Raw genomic sequence first — 14,363 nt, 5'->3', positions numbered from 1 at the left:
TCAAACTATGGTTACAAACATACAAAAAAACCTTGCTATGGTGTAAAACAGCAAGGTTTTCAGGCTGACTTTTTATGGTTTGGCTTTTAGCTAGCCCCGACTGCTACAGTTTTTGCTTGATGATCACGTACCGCCTGATTGCTCGCCGCCATAAACGCCTGCGCGACCGCCATCAGTACATCTCGATGCTCGGAAACTCCTTTAAAATGACTTCCGTTGGCACTGACCGTCACGATCGCTTCACCTGTCGCATGCTCTCCCGACGACAATGAATACAGCTCCATGTCCGTAAACTCCACGTCGAACGGCAGTGCCTGCTTGATGCCTGCCACCAATGCCTCAACAGGTCCTTCTCCGGTGCCAGAGTATGCTTGTTCTTCTCCCGTTACATTGTTCGTAATCGTGCAGGAAGCCATGCGATGTCCGGATGTGCCGGTGAGCACCTGAGCGTTTACCAGTGTGAATGGCTCCAGTACAGCGTTCACGGTATGTCCCACCAGTTCAAGCAATTGATGATCCTGGACAACTTTTTGCTTGTCAGCCAGCTCTTTAAATTGGACGTACAGGGCCTCCATCTGTTCGTCAGTCAACTGTATCCCGAATTCGTTTACGCGGTGCTTGATGGCATGACGGCCGGAGTGCTTTCCGAGAATGATCATGTTGCGAGGAACGCCCAAGCTCTCCGGGTCCATGATTTCGTACGTGCTGCGCTCTTTTAAGAGACCGTCCTGATGAATTCCCGCTTCGTGCTGAAAGGCATTGCGACCGACAATTGGTTTGTTGAAAGCAATCGGGAAGCTCATGGCACGGCTCACCTTTTGTGAAGTGGTGTAAATGTGCTCCGGTCTGATGCCAGTTTCGGCATCCAGCGCTTCTTTGCGCGTCTCAATTGCCATCACCAGCTCTTCCAAAGAGCAGTTCCCTGCCCGCTCACCGACCCCGTTGACCGTTACCTCGACTTGAGTGACCCCCGCTCGAATCGCTGCCAAACTGTTTGCAACTGCGAGTCCCAAGTCATTGTGGCAGTGTGCACTGAACTCTACCTTGTCGCTGCCACGGACGTTTTTCATAACACGAGTAAACATAGCCCCATACTCTTCTGGAAGTGCGTACCCTACCGTATCGGGGATGTTGATAATGGTTGCGCCTTCTTCAATCGCTGCCTCGATCATCTCAAACAGGAATTCATCGCCTGTGCGAGTCGCATCCATCGGGGAAAATTCGATCCGGTCTACAAACTGTTTGCCGTACGCAATCATTTCGCGGGCGATCTTTATCACCTGCTCTCTCGACTTGCGGAGTTGGAAGTCCAGATGAATACTAGAGGATGACAGGAACATGTGGAGTCTGCGTCGCTCTGCCGCCTGTGTAGCCCGGACAGCAGCATCGATGTCCTCCTTCACCGCACGAGCAAAGCCACAGATTTCTACGCCGTGCACCTCTTGTGAAATACGTTGTACCGCCATGAAGTCACCGGGGCTGGAGATCGGGAAGCCCGGTTCAATGACATCCACGCCGAGGTCTGCCAAATGCTTTGCAATCACGATTTTTTGCTCAGGCGAAAGAGACGCTCCTGGCGCTTGCTCTCCGTCACGCAGTGTCGTATCAAAAATATGGATTCGTTTTGTCATGGGTAATGCCTCCTCAATTTTTAGTCGTTTTAACCGTAATAAAAAAAGCCCGGCGTCTCCATATACAAGAGACGACAGGCTTTTGGCTGCCGCGGTACCACTCTCGTTGATCCCCTCTTTTGTCAAAAGAGAATCCACCTCGCTGTCCCGATGACGTGGGACGATCCGTCAAGGTCTACTGAACGTTTTCAACCTAGCCGCTCCCGGGTGAGATTCGAGCATTTCCTGACTGCGTCGCACCTACCCGCAGCTCTCTGGACAAGAAATTCGCTTTACTAGCTCCCGTTCTTCGCGTTTGTTCTATGTCGTTGTGAAAATCAGAAAATCAAAAAGGCCTGCCGTCTCTATCGAAGAGACGACAGACCTTGTCTATCGCGGTACCACTCTCGTTGACCCCAGCTGCTCGCCAGAAGTCCACCTCATGTACTGATCCTGATCGACCAGCACAACCCGATCACGGAGGTTAACCGTCAGAACTTACTGCTCGATGCAGCGCTACATCTTGTTCAGTCCTGCCGCTCCCGGGCGAGCTTCAATGGTTTCTCTGACTGCGTTGCACCGTCCCGCAGCTCTCTAAACAGATCAGACCACTTACTGTTCCCGTTCTTCGCGTTATTGTTATTATTGTTTGAAATTTTATTCGGTTTACATCTGGTTGTCAATGGAAGCTAGCAATAAAAATAATTTTACTAATCCAATTAATTGAGCCCTCTCACCGAGCTGCGGCCGAACTGTCTGTAATAAAGGCAAGCGAGCCCCAGTATCACGAGCACTAAAGCGGAGTAAATATTGCTATAAACCGACGCTCCTGGATAGCTATTGAGCAGATTCCAGCTCACAGCAGCTCCTCCATCAATCGACTTGCCGTACAAAGTAGCTGCAAGTGCACCTGCAATAAAGTTCAGCATTGCCATCAGTCCCATACCGACGCCGATCTGTTCCTTTGGTAGCGACTGCGAGATTGCGTTTGACATCGAAATCATCATAAACGATAGTCCGACATTGCCAAAAATCAGGAAAACAGCAATGAAGAACGGGGACACTCCCGCAAAGGAAGAGAAGAGGACAAAGCTGCTCAAAAGTAGCGCAGACGCTGTGTAAAATAAATACGAATTCCCTTTCTTATCTGCAAGAATCCCGGCCTTTTTCCCCAAGAACGCGGTCACAATCGCCCCAGGTACCATGACAAAGCCAATGAGCCCCGGTGCCAGATGATTCACATCGGCCAACAACTGCGGACTAAGAAAAGCGAACGAATAGCCACTCCCTATCATCAAAAAGGCAATGACCAGCCCGAGCGAGTAGCGTTTACTCCGGAATAAGTCAGGGCGAATAAAGGGTTCTGCGGTCGTCCGAATCCTTACCAAGAACAGAAGGAATGAGAGGATGCACCCGAGTGCGAGCAGCAAGCTCTGATTCGTAATAGCCAGTAGAAGCAATGTAATCGTTATGGCGAGAAGCCCTCCGCCGATCCAGTCCATTTTGACAGCTTCCCGCTCCTCCTCCTCCAAATACTTACGGAAAAAAGGCACGGCAAAGAGCGTGAACAACGGCATACAGAACAGCCATCTCCAATCGAGCAGACTGACCAGCAAAGACGAAAGAACGGGACCTAATGCGCTACCGATTGCCATCCCGGTCATAGAGATCCCTAAAGCTCGCCCCCTACTCTCTGGGGGAAAATAACGCACCGGAATAATCGAAGACGTCGCCGGAACAACTGCAGCTCCTGCTGCCTGCACAATTCTCCCCAAAAGCACCATGCCATAATTATGGGCGAAAAATCCGACAAGGGAGCCGATGGCAAACAGAATCAGTCCGAATGTAAGCAAATGTTTGAGCTTGTAGGAATCGGCTAGCTTGCCGTACATCACGGTTCCAACCGCATAGATTAACAAAAAGGCAGACGTCACCCAGCTAACCTTGCTAAAAGATAAATGAAATTCTGTCCTGATTTGCGGTAACACGATATTGAACATCGTAGCACTCATCACTGTCATCATGAGCGTAAACACGAGTACGCGAAGAACTTTTTCAGCAGATTGTTGTTGTGATTCGGTTTGCATATTGGAAAGACACCTCTCGTTATCACCGATTTCTTCCCGGGAAGGTGATTGTTTGCCTTACTTGTTGTAGTTTATAATGATTTTAAAATAAACGAAAATATATCTTTTGACATGCAGTTGATATACCTAAGTATATGGAGTTGAATCGAATGGAATTGTTGCAATTGCACTATTTCCGAACAGTGGCCAAGTGGCAGCATATGACGAAAGCCGCCCAAGAGCTGCGGATTGCTCAGCCTGCTCTCAGCAAGACCATTGCTCGGTTGGAAGAGGATGTCGGGGTTCCGTTATTTGACCGCGAGCGAGGACGTATTCGGCTGAATACATTTGGAAAGGCGTATTTGGAACGTGTAGATAAAGCATTGAACTTGTTGGAGGAAGGTCAAAAAGTCGTATCGGATCTGGCCGGAATGGAGCATGGTCGTATACATCTGGCAACGTCGACCTTGGATTTGTTATCAGAACCGTTGGGCAAATTTCTCGCCCTCCATCCCGATGTGCATTTCCAAATCACGCAAGCCACCATTGAAGAAATGGCACTCCTTTTGGAGTCAGGCGAAGTGGATATTTGCTTCACCCATTTGCCGATCAAGCTGCCGGATATTTTGACTACACCCGTATTGAAAGAAGATATTCACGTAGCTGTCCCGCGCACACATCACTTAGCCAAACATACCAGTGTTCGCCTAAGCGATTTGGCTGAGGAGTCCTTTATCGGCTACAAGGAGGACTTTCCCATCCAAATGCTGTACGATCAGTTCTTTCAAAAAGCAGGGATTACCCCTAAATTCGCTTGTCGGGTAGATGATCCCGGCTCTATCCAAAAGCTCGTCCGCGCAGGCCTTGGCATCGCCCTCTACGGCTGTATCAGTCGAGAGCAAGACCCACACCTTGTCATGCTTCCGATCAAACACCCGATCTGCCAGCGACATTTTCAAATGATTCGGCACGAAAAAAGATATCTCTCCCTGGCTGCACGCAAGTTCTGTGATTTTATCGTCCAGTATTTTGCAGAGTCTCTTGAAAAATAAGCCCCTTTCCAACAGAAAAAGCCTGGCATCATTCGCCAGGCTCCTCCTCTATTCTTGTTTTCTTTTTTTCAAACGTAAAATAATGCCGTCAATGAGCAGTCCAATCCCCGCTCCGTAAAAAGGGGCCGCAAACCGAGTTCCTTCAGCAAGCGGCAGGTCTTTCAAATACACGATAAACACACCGACAATAAAACCGATCATCGTGTAGCGCAGCCGGGTCGCCCCCATCAAACGACACTCCCTTTCACGCTACTTCCCGAATTTATTTGGCATTTTCATGTTTTTCATCGTACGGCTCATTTGCTTGAGCTGCTTTTGGTTAAGATTCATCCCCATTGAACGGGCCATGGCTTGAAGCTGCTTTTCGTCCATTTGCATGTTGGACATTTGTTTTTTCAATAAATAAGTCCCTCCATAAAATCCACCAGCGAGACCGATTAACAATGTGACAATTGGAATTACCCAGTTGTACCAAGCCATCAATACATTACCATCCTCTATACGTAATTATGAACTCTTTTATTGTACCATAGTTGGGCTATCTTCTGTAAATTGTGATTAGAAAACTTGGAAAATGAGAACACTGCCCTCAACAATATCTTTGTCTCAAGCATATTCTAATAGCAAGAGGTGAAACAACATGGCTCCAATTGTGATTCTGGACGCTGGACACGGTGGCAGTGACCCAGGCGGTGGCAACAACACGCAATTTACCGAGAAAGATATGAATTTGCAAATAACGCTCTACCAATATAATCGCTTTTTGGCTCTAAATATTCCTGCTGCGATCACACGGACAACCGATGTAACTGTGACAAGTGAGGCTCGGACTGCTCTCGTTCGAAACAGTGGTGCTCGCTATTGTATATCCAACCATATTAACTCAGGTGGCGGCCGAGGCTCCGAGGTCCTTTACTCGATTTACGGCTCCCCAACCTTTCCCCAATTGATCCAGGATGCCCTGGCAGCGGAAGGGATGCCGAATCGACGCATTTTTACGCGGACACTGCCAGATAATCCGCGGCTTGATTACTACTTCATGCACCGGGAGACTGGCAGCGTGGAGACGGTAATTGTCGAGTATGGCTTTGCCGACAATGCATTGGACGCAAATAAGCTACAGCAGGATTGGCGAGATCTCGCGGAAGGCGTAGTCCGGGCATTTTGCACGTACGCTAAACTTCCCTATCAGCCCCCTGCGACTCCTACTTCTACACCGAAACCGACTGTAGCACCAACCCTTGTTCCCACCACTTCTCCTGGGAACGGAGCTGACTGGAAGCAGGAAGCCGTCAACTGGCTGTACGATCAAGGATTATTAACCGATGAACAATGGCGTCAGAAGCCTGACCAACCTCTGCCACTTTGGGCACAGGCTGTCATCCTGAAGCGACTATTCGAAAAGCTCAAAACGTAACAGAACGTCTCGGTTTAATCGTCTGCCTTAAAACGGGTCAGCGGCGTATCCGTTAAGCCCGAATAATTTCTTTTTGCTGGCACACTCACCAGTTCGTCCTCTGGGTAACGGTAGGCGGTTAGCATTCCGCCGAACACACATCCTTGGTCGATGTTGATGGTGCCATTTTTTCGTTTTGGCTCTGGATGCGGATCATGTCCCCATACGATTATGGGCGAAGTCACCTTTCGTTCTTTTGCCCATTCTCTGCGGATCGGGCGCCCATCCGGTCCCGTCCCTGCCACATCGCCATATCGGCAAAATGTGTAGACCGCAGGCGAATCCATCCCTATGTAATCGTCGCGAATCCCCGCATGAACGGCGACCGCCACTATTTTTTCATTTTGTTTGATGATCATGTGCGAAGGAGAAGAAAATAGCAATCTACGGCTCTGTTCACGCAGCAAGGAGGCCTTCTTCGGTCCATATTCTTGCTGATACAGCCGAATTTCCTCTTCTACTTTTTCATCTCCGTGAGCCAATGTTACCGGTCTACCATCCAGCCAACGAGCTACTTTCCACCCGTGGTTACTATCTACCATCTCAGCCAGGCCTGCCGTGACATGTTGGTGAAAAAATTGCAGCATTTTGATTGAGTAAGGTCCACGACTCGTGATATCACCGAGGGAAAGGAGCTTTCGGCCATGGGGATGGCGATATGTACCGTCTGGGGTTCGTTCATATCCCAAGCGTTTGAGCAATTCTATAAATTCGTCGTAACAGCCGTGAACATCGCCAACGATATCCACACCATTGTCAGCCGAAAGCACCTTGGAGCGTGTTTGAGGTTTGTGCCTCATAGCCCGGCCCTCCTTTCCGTTATCTCTCATTCGTTACTTACTATCTTTACCACATCTACGAAAAAAACTCACGGTTTGCGTACAAGAAAACGGTTTAAACAAGTAAACGCGCGAAAGAGCCCCTGTTTACTGAGGAGCTATTTGGCGCGTTTACCTATACATGATGCGATGTGATTAACCTAAGCTATGCGTATGCACGTAAATGGCCGCTTGCGTGCGATCCTCCACGTTCAGCTTGGCAAGAATGTTGCTGACATGAGTCTTGACCGTTTTGATCCCGATAATGAGCTCATCAGCAATCTCCTGATTGGACTTGCCCTGACCGATTAGCTTCAAAACCTCCAACTCGCGCGGCGTTAGCTGCTCATGGGGATGGGACTCTTGACCGTGACGGAAACGGGCCATGATTTTTCCTGCTACCCTCGATTCCAAAACTGGCTCACCCGCCGCAGCAGAGCGAATTGCCTTTGCAATCTCGGCTGCACGCGAAGTCTTCAGCAAGTAGCTGAATGCCCCGGCTTCAATGACCGGGTATACCTTTTCGTCATCAATAAAGCTAGTCAAGACAATAACCTTACTGGATGGACAGCTTTCACGAATACGCCGAGTCGCTTCCACACCGCCGATGCCTTCCATGACTAAATCCATCAGAACAACATCTGGGCGCAGCTCTTGCGTCATTCGCACCCCTTCTTCCCCACTGCCTGCCTCTGCTACGACTTCAATATCGTCCTCCGTAGACAAATAAGCAGCCAGACCCATCCGAACCATTTCGTGATCATCTACCAGAAGTACCCGAATCACTGAGCCTTCACCCTTCCCGTTCCGTCTGTGACATTAGAGGAATACGCACCTCAATTTGCGTCCCTTTCCCAATCGCCGAGTAAATCTCCATGGAGCCTCCGACCTCTGCTACGCGCTCCTGCATGCTGCGCAGACCGTAGGACGTCATTTTCTCCCCATCTGGATCAAAACCAACACCATCATCCGTTACTCGCAGGCGAACCTGCTCTTGCAATGTAAACAGCTTCACTGTAATCTGGGTAGCTCTGGCATGCCGCAATGTGTTGGATAAGGACTCCTGCAAAATGCGGAACAGATGATCCTCAATTCCACTCGGCAAGCCTTCTACGTCTTCGATCTCCCACGCCAGCTGCATGGTATTTTTACGCGTCAGCTCATCTAAAAGTTCCAGAATGGCTTCCTTCAATGACTTGTTTTGTAACGTAGCCGGGCGAAGATGCAAGAGCAACGCCCTCATCTCCGCTTGTGCAGCTGCTGCCATCTCCTCGACCAATTCAATCTGTTGGGCTGCACGTTGAGGATTTTTTTCGACAAGCCGTTTCATCGCCGCAGTCGTCATGGCGATAGCGAACAACTGCTGGCTGACTGCGTCATGCAGTTCTCTCGCCAATCTCTGTCGCTCCTCTGTTACCGCTGCATGCTTCAATTGTTCTGCGAGAGCCGCATTGTGGTTCGACAGCCGCTGCAAAGATGCTACTTGCTCTTCCCATTGCGAAGCCAGGCGATTGATCTGCCATCCCAATTCGCCTACTTCATCGACGCCCAATTCGGGAACCCGATACGACAGCATTCCGCGCCCAAGCTTCATGGCAGCTTCCCACAGTACACTGAGTCTCTTTTTCAACAAATTGCCGACGATATAGGAAATGATCAATGCCACTAAGACACCTGCAGGCAAAGAAACAACAAAAGCAGCAAGCTGAATCAAACCCTCTGGATCGGCAGGGAGATTGATTCCTATATATTCTTCAAGCCACCACACGAAGTTGCGGTCGCTGATTACTTCGTTGTACCACCGATGAATCCCCGGGTGATCTTTCCATAAAAAGTATAGCCAAAAGAAACAAATAAACGCGGCAGTAACTGCACTGACGGCCAGTAACATGCCATAGCGCACGTATTGCCACTGAATACTTGCCAATCGCTGTCGACGCATCCGCCAGTACCTCCTAGATGTACTTGACTTTTATATCGCCGACAAGCAGCGAGATATGCAAGTTTACTTTTTGCAATGCTTCATCATACTGATCAGAACGAATCTTAACACTGCGGTTGATCCCCCCCTGACGGTGGCTTAGCACCTCCAGGTCACCAATACTTAACCCTGCCGTTACCGATACAGGAAGATCGACCGGTACATAAATCGTCACATCGCCTACCCAGCCCTCTACGACAAGAACCGCTTCATCCCGCATCAACACTGCCCGGGAAAGATCAATCACAACATCCCCGATTCCATGCCAGACATGCAAGTGATTCAGTTCAAAACGCCCGGAAGTCAGGTGATAATCCCCAATCAGAGAACTGCGGGAATCTTTTGGCAGCATGTCGTCAGGGGATGAAGACATGCTTTCGTGATGAGGAATTTTTCCACCAACATGCTTCCATTTGTTCCAGCTGTCTAGCCAAGGGCGCTCCGCTGTTGAAACGTTCACGTCATTCGGGATACTCGCATCACTAGTCAAAATCGTCTCCGCAGCAGATGGGGTCCCACTCTCGCCTAATGGCTGATTCACACGGTGATCTCGTCTGCTGTTCTTGCCCCGAATCAACTGAAACCCGAAATAAATAAACACGATTGGCACTGCAATCTGGAACAAATCATCAATCCCGACACTAAACCACATATCCATCGCGATGATGGTCCCCAGCGAGAATAAAATTCCTCCGCCAATCCGATTTTTATTCCCCCACAAACGAAGGCCGAAATAAATAAGCACCATCGGCCACAAATCAAACAGACCGAACGAAATGATACCCAAACTGTCTAACAAAAGACCGATTCCCGTAAAAATAATCAGGACACCAGCCAACATTTTGTGCAAACGGGACAGTTTCACAAAAGTCTCCTCTCTCACGCCCCATGCTGATCGTTTTCACTTTGACCATTACGACATGTATAGATGAATGCAGGCGGAATGTTCAACAGGGTAAAGTCGATCTCAACCCGGGGAAAACGATCCTGCAACTCAGCCTGGAGTTGTAGCGAATATTGGAATGTAATAAATAGGCCCCCTGGCTTCAGTACAGATTGAACTTCGTCCAGAATTGCTGCCCGCAGCTCTTGTGGAAAATTGGCGAATGGCAGACCTGAGATAATGACATCTGCACCTACAAGGTCCTGCTCCTCCAAGTAAGACCTAAGTTTAGTCGCTTCCTCCCTGATAGGAAGATCGGGAAAACGTGATTGAAGCATAGAGCGAAATTGGGAATCTCGTTCCACAAGCACGTACTGTGTGCCGGGACGCAAGCGCTGATAGATCGTTTGGGTAAATGCCCCTGTACCAGGTCCCAGCTCCAGGATCACATCGGTTGAAGCCCAATCGACGCTTTTCAACATTTGCTCACATAAAAAACGAGAGCTGGGGATTATACTACCGACGCGTCCAGGCTCAGCGATAAACCGCCGCAAAAAGACCAAGAAGTCCTGCAAGAATCGTACCTCCTAGGGGAAAAGCAGCCTGATGTACACAGGCTGCCGAATTGACCCAATCTATTCTACACCTTGTCCCCCAGTTCCTGTTGAATTAGGATTGTACTGGTTTGGCTACCGGTGTTTTTGCTTCATTAATGGATGCTTTGATGCTAGCAAGTTCTGCATCGAGATCATCCTTTTCCAGGTCAGACAAAGCGTTCTCCCAAGCGCGGTTCGTTTGGCGCCATTGCCCACTCATTTGCGCTTCTGCTTCCATGCGCATGACTTTTTCCTCCATGCGGGCGAAGCCACGGCCTGCGGACTGATTGCCGATACCAACAACTGCTTGATTGACTTGCTTTTGTGTACGAGCTACTTGTGCACGTGCCATCAGTGTGAACTTTTTCGCACGCATTTTATAGAACTCTTCCTTCAGCTCAGCCAGCTTCTCGCGCATTTGTGTAGCCGCCTCGGATGCTGACAGGTAGAGAGTTTCATATTCCGCTGCCCGGCCTTCGTACTGCTTCTTGTCAGCGAGTGCTCGACGTGCCAACTCGTCTTCTCCCTCAGTTAAGGCGAGCTTGACTTGACGATCGCGTTTTTCGATCAGGGCATTGGCTTCATCCAATTGCTGACGGAATTTCTTTTCCAGTGCAACCTGACGGGCAACCGCGACTTCAACTTGTCCGATTTCTACTTCCATGTCACGCATATATTGATTCAGCATTACTACCGGATCTTCCATGGAATCCAATGCATCATTTACCGAAGCTACTGTCAGGTCACGCAAACGTTTAAAGATACTCATTATTTTTTCCTCCTCATCATATCACATCATATTGTTCATCCAAAAGACTCTTGCGACATAGGCGTTACTGCGGGCGTCTTCTTACGTTTCTCTCCCAAGTGTCCAGCGTATCTTCCTTTAATACTTTTTGGGCCCATTCACGCTCCCAAGAAGGAGGCGCTTGTTTTGGCTCTTGGCTGGGACGCAGTAAGCGATATCCCAGATAAATCACCCCAATGGCCAGAAGCGCGTGAAACAGTAGGTCAAGCTTGCCAATCAACATCAGGAACCCGAACAGGAAGACCAGGATTCCCCAAAAACGTGAACCGGTTTGTCCCATGATCTTTTTGGCACCGTATATCATGATCACGCCGGGAATGATAAACCCGAGCAAGTCTCCGATATCGATACCCACCAGATCCAGAAGAACCAACCCACCGACTAGCAGCAGAACCAGCCCGAGTAGAACTTTGCCAGACCGTTCGCTCATTACTCGCTTACCTCCATTCGTTTTGCATGTGGTGCTTGTGGAACGTTATGCCCTTATTGTAGCCCTCGGTATAGGCTTCCCATAACGGGCGTGCGGTTGGTTTTTCCCTCCGTCCTTGGACGGAGACAATTTCCTGCCCTAATCGGACGAGCTGTCCCGCAAGACAGAATAAGCACGCGTCGAAAGGCGGCTTGCACTGTCGAACGAAAACGTTACAGCATTTGACGGCATCTTTGTGACGAATATGTGAACGAACAGATAAAAAGAAGGAAATAAAGGACTGGCGTAGAATCTTCGTAAGAGTGCGTGTAAAAAAACATCGAAAAATAGCCGAATTCCGCTTGGCGGAAACGGGGGAACCACGTTTTTGGGGTGAATGGTTGCTACTCCTAGCAGCCTAGGGCGTCCTTTCGACCGAACCCTTCAGCTAACCTCGTAGGCTCACGAAGGGAGCAGTTTCTTTTGCGCAAGATGGTTTTATCTTTATTTATGGCTGGATTGCTTGCTATGGGGGCAGGCACTGCACAGGCTGCTGAGGAGAATACTCTCAATGAAGTAGTCAGTGACTTGTACGGTACCCCTTACAAATCTTCCGGCTCGTCCAAAAAGGGCTTTGACTGCTCCGGTTTCACGCGCTACGTATTTGATGCGTTAGGTGTAGACCTGCCTCACAATTCTGCTTCCCAGTACGAATTAGGTACAGAGGTAGCCAGAAAAGATTTGCAGCCAGGCGATCTCGTATTCTTCAACACGAACGGTCGCAGCATTTCTCACGTGGGTATCTACATCGGAGACGGCACATTCGTGCACTCGGAATCTGGTCGTGGAGTCGTCAACACCAAGTTGAGCGATCCATACTACTGGAGCAAGCGTTATGTAGGCGCCAAGCGTCTCAGCGTTCCTGTTCTAGCGAAAGCAGAAACTCCGAATAAGGAAAAAGCGGTGCAAGCTGCATCGTTGCCGGAAAAACCAGCTAAAAAATAGTCATTCGGCAAAATAATAAAAGCCAGGGACACTACGTCTCTGGCTTTTTCTGACGAAATTTAGTACCTGGTCTAAAGAGGTACCCTCACATATTAGAACAACTTAATAACTTACGGGGTTTCTTCCCCTGATCAGGTCAAAGCATGTTATGATAGACAAGACCCATTCTTTGAATGGTCAGACTGAAGAGAAACCCCCATTTTGGGGATTTCTTTTTGGTATTGTTCCAGCACGAAGTGCTGAAAAAGAGGATAGCCTGCACCTAACTTGCTTTCGCTAGGTGTAGTGCTATCTTTTTAATGTTTTGAACTGTTGCTGTCATCAATACCTGCTCTTGGACATTTTCACGTCCGCGTAACCTACAATAGCGAAGCCCATGCAGTTCTTTAGCATCTGCAAAGCTTCGCTCTATGGTTTGGTATCTTAATCTATACAAATATTTCCCTGATTTACTTAAACGGTTCTGTCGAACCCATTCCTTACTCTCTTCCCAAACGTGCCTGCTTATCACCTTTTGGTGATTTTTAGATCGGGTACACTCAGTAAGCCTTGGACAAGTTTTACAAATTTCTTTATTGGACTTATACATCCTGTATCCGTTTCGATCAGTAGTCGAATAAGTAAGCTTATGTTTTTGAGGGCATATGTACACATCGGACTCCAGAGCATATTTAAAACGCCATTTAGCAAAAAGGCCTTTAACAGGTGTAAAGGCACGATGACCGATGACAGCAAATACATTTATATCGTGAAGTGCCTTGCAGATTGGAGTAGTTAAGTAACCAGCATCTAATGCAATTGCTTCAATTGTATCCTTAAACCCAAACTTCTCGATTTGGAGATTCAGCCTATCTATGTAAGGAACGGAATCATGGACATTGCCAGCAGTGACATGGACATCGGTAATAATATTGTACTTATGATCGACGGTCCGGTGATCGAGATAGAAAAAGCCTTCGGGCTTGCTGTCTCGAACCATGTAGCCACTTTCTGGATCAGTAGTACTCACCTTGATTTCCTTTTCTTCCTTCACACCCTCTCTAGGCTTTAATCCTTTTTTCCATGTACTTCGCGGTCTTCATTAATTGCTGCCTCTAAATCTTTGAGATAGGCACGACTCGTTTTCTCGATGACATGCTTCTTAAATTTTCGTTTATTCGCATTTGCTTTAAGATGCGTGGAATCACTTATCAATACACGTCCAGCGACCATTCGATGCTGAATCGCCAAACGCACAATTTCATCAAAAATCTCCTGAAAAACATTTGTATTTTTAAAACGGGTTCGACGATTCCAACTGATTGTTGTGTGATCTGGAACTCGATCTGTTAAAGAAAGGCCAAGAAACCAACGGTAGGCGATATTAGTCTGGATTTCTTTTTCGAGCTGCCTCTCTGAGCGGATACCGTAAAGGTATCCAATGAAAATCATTTTAAATAAAACAATAGGATCAATGGAAGGTCTACCGTTATCCTCGCAATAATATTGACGTACTTTTTCTCGGATGAAAGAGAAATCTATATGTTTTTGGATGACCCTTAATAAATGGTCCTCTGGGACCAATTCATCGAGGCACACAAATTCGTAATGCATTTGCGGATTTTTATCATTGGAGGAAAGCACAATTATCACCTACTGTTAAATGTAATTATAAGAATTATAACAAATTAACGCGGTGT

Annotated in this window: 15 protein-coding genes, 1 riboswitch and 2 other annotated features; of the genes, 3 read left to right on the top strand and 12 right to left on the bottom strand. The window is 48.1% G+C overall.

Annotation, left to right across the window (positions count from 1 at the left end; all coding sequences use genetic code 11):
- Positions 1 to 86 precede the first annotated feature (86 nt).
- Positions 87 to 1,631: a 2-isopropylmalate synthase gene (locus tag FO446_RS05460; protein ID WP_232774587.1), complete on the bottom strand. Its 1,545-nt coding sequence runs from the start codon at positions 1,629 to 1,631 to the stop codon at positions 87 to 89.
- 64 nt (positions 1,632 to 1,695) lie between these two features.
- Positions 1,696 to 1,930 (bottom strand) — a binding site (T-box leader).
- Positions 1,931 to 1,979: 49 nt separating this feature from the next.
- Positions 1,980 to 2,248 (bottom strand) — a binding site (T-box leader).
- A gap of 81 nt (positions 2,249 to 2,329) precedes the next feature.
- Positions 2,330 to 3,697, bottom strand: a complete 1,368-nt coding sequence (locus FO446_RS05455; protein WP_237900064.1) for an MFS transporter — start codon at positions 3,695 to 3,697, stop codon at positions 2,330 to 2,332.
- 149 nt (positions 3,698 to 3,846) lie between these two features.
- Between FO446_RS05455 and FO446_RS05450 the strand changes: the two genes are divergently transcribed.
- On the top strand, positions 3,847 to 4,728 hold the full coding sequence (locus tag FO446_RS05450; RefSeq protein WP_232774583.1) for a LysR family transcriptional regulator: 882 nt from the start codon (positions 3,847 to 3,849) through the stop codon (positions 4,726 to 4,728).
- Between the two features lie 48 nt (positions 4,729 to 4,776).
- Here FO446_RS05450 and FO446_RS05445 read toward each other — a convergent pair whose 3' ends face one another.
- Positions 4,777 to 4,956 carry a hypothetical protein gene (locus FO446_RS05445; RefSeq protein ID WP_232774581.1) on the bottom strand — a complete coding sequence of 60 codons (180 nt, stop codon included), beginning with the start codon at positions 4,954 to 4,956 and terminating at the stop codon, positions 4,777 to 4,779.
- 21 nt (positions 4,957 to 4,977) lie between these two features.
- Positions 4,978 to 5,208, bottom strand: a complete 231-nt coding sequence (locus FO446_RS05440) for a YneF family protein (RefSeq protein WP_047073685.1) — start codon at positions 5,206 to 5,208, stop codon at positions 4,978 to 4,980.
- Positions 5,209 to 5,368: 160 nt separating this feature from the next.
- Between FO446_RS05440 and FO446_RS05435 the strand changes: the two genes are divergently transcribed.
- Positions 5,369 to 6,145: an N-acetylmuramoyl-L-alanine amidase family protein gene (locus FO446_RS05435; protein WP_232774580.1), complete on the top strand. Its 777-nt coding sequence runs from the start codon at positions 5,369 to 5,371 to the stop codon at positions 6,143 to 6,145.
- Between the two features lie 14 nt (positions 6,146 to 6,159).
- Here the strand turns inward: FO446_RS05435 and FO446_RS05430 are convergent, their stop codons facing one another.
- The 7 genes from FO446_RS05430 to FO446_RS05400 form a co-directional block, all read right to left on the bottom strand.
- Positions 6,160 to 6,984 carry a bis(5'-nucleosyl)-tetraphosphatase PrpE gene (locus FO446_RS05430; RefSeq protein ID WP_173611387.1) on the bottom strand — a complete coding sequence of 275 codons (825 nt, stop codon included), beginning with the start codon at positions 6,982 to 6,984 and terminating at the stop codon, positions 6,160 to 6,162.
- A 174-nt stretch (positions 6,985 to 7,158) separates the two neighbouring features.
- On the bottom strand, positions 7,159 to 7,788 hold the full coding sequence (locus FO446_RS05425; RefSeq protein WP_007721557.1) for a response regulator: 630 nt from the start codon (positions 7,786 to 7,788) through the stop codon (positions 7,159 to 7,161).
- A gap of 7 nt (positions 7,789 to 7,795) precedes the next feature.
- The gene (locus tag FO446_RS05420; RefSeq protein ID WP_173611386.1) at positions 7,796 to 8,944 is read right to left on the bottom strand and encodes a HAMP domain-containing sensor histidine kinase; all 1,149 of its coding nucleotides are present in this window, start codon (positions 8,942 to 8,944) and stop codon (positions 7,796 to 7,798) included.
- A 13-nt stretch (positions 8,945 to 8,957) separates the two neighbouring features.
- Positions 8,958 to 9,848 carry a cell wall-active antibiotics response protein LiaF gene (gene liaF, locus FO446_RS05415; protein WP_232774579.1) on the bottom strand — a complete coding sequence of 297 codons (891 nt, stop codon included), beginning with the start codon at positions 9,846 to 9,848 and terminating at the stop codon, positions 8,958 to 8,960.
- A 14-nt stretch (positions 9,849 to 9,862) separates the two neighbouring features.
- A complete protein-coding gene (locus FO446_RS05410) occupies positions 9,863 to 10,441 on the bottom strand; it encodes a class I SAM-dependent methyltransferase (RefSeq protein ID WP_173611384.1) in 579 nt (192 codons plus the stop codon).
- 94 nt (positions 10,442 to 10,535) lie between these two features.
- Positions 10,536 to 11,231 carry a PspA/IM30 family protein gene (locus tag FO446_RS05405; RefSeq protein WP_173611383.1) on the bottom strand — a complete coding sequence of 232 codons (696 nt, stop codon included), beginning with the start codon at positions 11,229 to 11,231 and terminating at the stop codon, positions 10,536 to 10,538.
- A gap of 64 nt (positions 11,232 to 11,295) precedes the next feature.
- A complete protein-coding gene (locus FO446_RS05400) occupies positions 11,296 to 11,700 on the bottom strand; it encodes a LiaF transmembrane domain-containing protein (RefSeq protein WP_173611382.1) in 405 nt (134 codons plus the stop codon).
- Positions 11,701 to 12,018: 318 nt separating this feature from the next.
- A riboswitch (cyclic di-AMP (ydaO/yuaA leader) is annotated at positions 12,019 to 12,158 on the top strand.
- 4 nt (positions 12,159 to 12,162) lie between these two features.
- On the opposite strand from FO446_RS05400, the gene FO446_RS05395 reads away from it, so the two are divergent.
- Entirely contained in the window at positions 12,163 to 12,684 is a 522-nt protein-coding gene (locus FO446_RS05395) for a C40 family peptidase (protein ID WP_221868758.1), read from the top strand.
- 262 nt (positions 12,685 to 12,946) lie between these two features.
- Here the strand turns inward: FO446_RS05395 and FO446_RS05390 are convergent.
- Positions 12,947 to 14,277 (bottom strand): IS1182 family transposase gene (locus FO446_RS05390; RefSeq protein WP_237901043.1). Its coding sequence is split into 2 segments (ribosomal slippage): positions 12,947 to 13,737 and positions 13,737 to 14,277, totalling 1,332 coding nucleotides; the frame shifts between segments, so codons are not numbered across the junction.
- Between the last annotated feature and the right edge of the window lie 86 nt (positions 14,278 to 14,363).

Origin of the sequence: Brevibacillus brevis, from assembly GCF_022026395.1 — a bacterium.
GTDB lineage: Bacteria > Bacillota > Bacilli > Brevibacillales > Brevibacillaceae > Brevibacillus.
Note: the sequence above shows the minus strand (reverse complement) of the source record. Positions and strands in the feature narration are given on the sequence as shown.

Bases quoted from the DNA above. Each gene is read 5' to 3' on its own strand.
- FO446_RS05430 (WP_173611387.1), bottom strand. From the start codon at position 6,984: ATGAGGCACAAACCTCAAACACGCTCCAAGGTGCTTTCGGCTGACAAT.
- FO446_RS05435 (WP_232774580.1), top strand. From the start codon at position 5,369: ATGGCTCCAATTGTGATTCTGGACGCTGGACACGGTGGCAGTGACCCA.
- FO446_RS05440 (WP_047073685.1), bottom strand. From the start codon at position 5,208: ATGGCTTGGTACAACTGGGTAATTCCAATTGTCACATTGTTAATCGGT.
- FO446_RS05455 (WP_237900064.1), bottom strand. From the start codon at position 3,697: ATGCAAACCGAATCACAACAACAATCTGCTGAAAAAGTTCTTCGCGTA.
- FO446_RS05405 (WP_173611383.1), bottom strand. From the start codon at position 11,231: ATGAGTATCTTTAAACGTTTGCGTGACCTGACAGTAGCTTCGGTAAAT.
- FO446_RS05420 (WP_173611386.1), bottom strand. From the start codon at position 8,944: ATGCGTCGACAGCGATTGGCAAGTATTCAGTGGCAATACGTGCGCTAT.
- FO446_RS05450 (WP_232774583.1), top strand. From the start codon at position 3,847: ATGGAATTGTTGCAATTGCACTATTTCCGAACAGTGGCCAAGTGGCAG.
- FO446_RS05460 (WP_232774587.1), bottom strand. From the start codon at position 1,631: ATGACAAAACGAATCCATATTTTTGATACGACACTGCGTGACGGAGAG.
- FO446_RS05445 (WP_232774581.1), bottom strand. From the start codon at position 4,956: ATGGGGGCGACCCGGCTGCGCTACACGATGATCGGTTTTATTGTCGGT.
- FO446_RS05400 (WP_173611382.1), bottom strand. From the start codon at position 11,700: ATGAGCGAACGGTCTGGCAAAGTTCTACTCGGGCTGGTTCTGCTGCTA.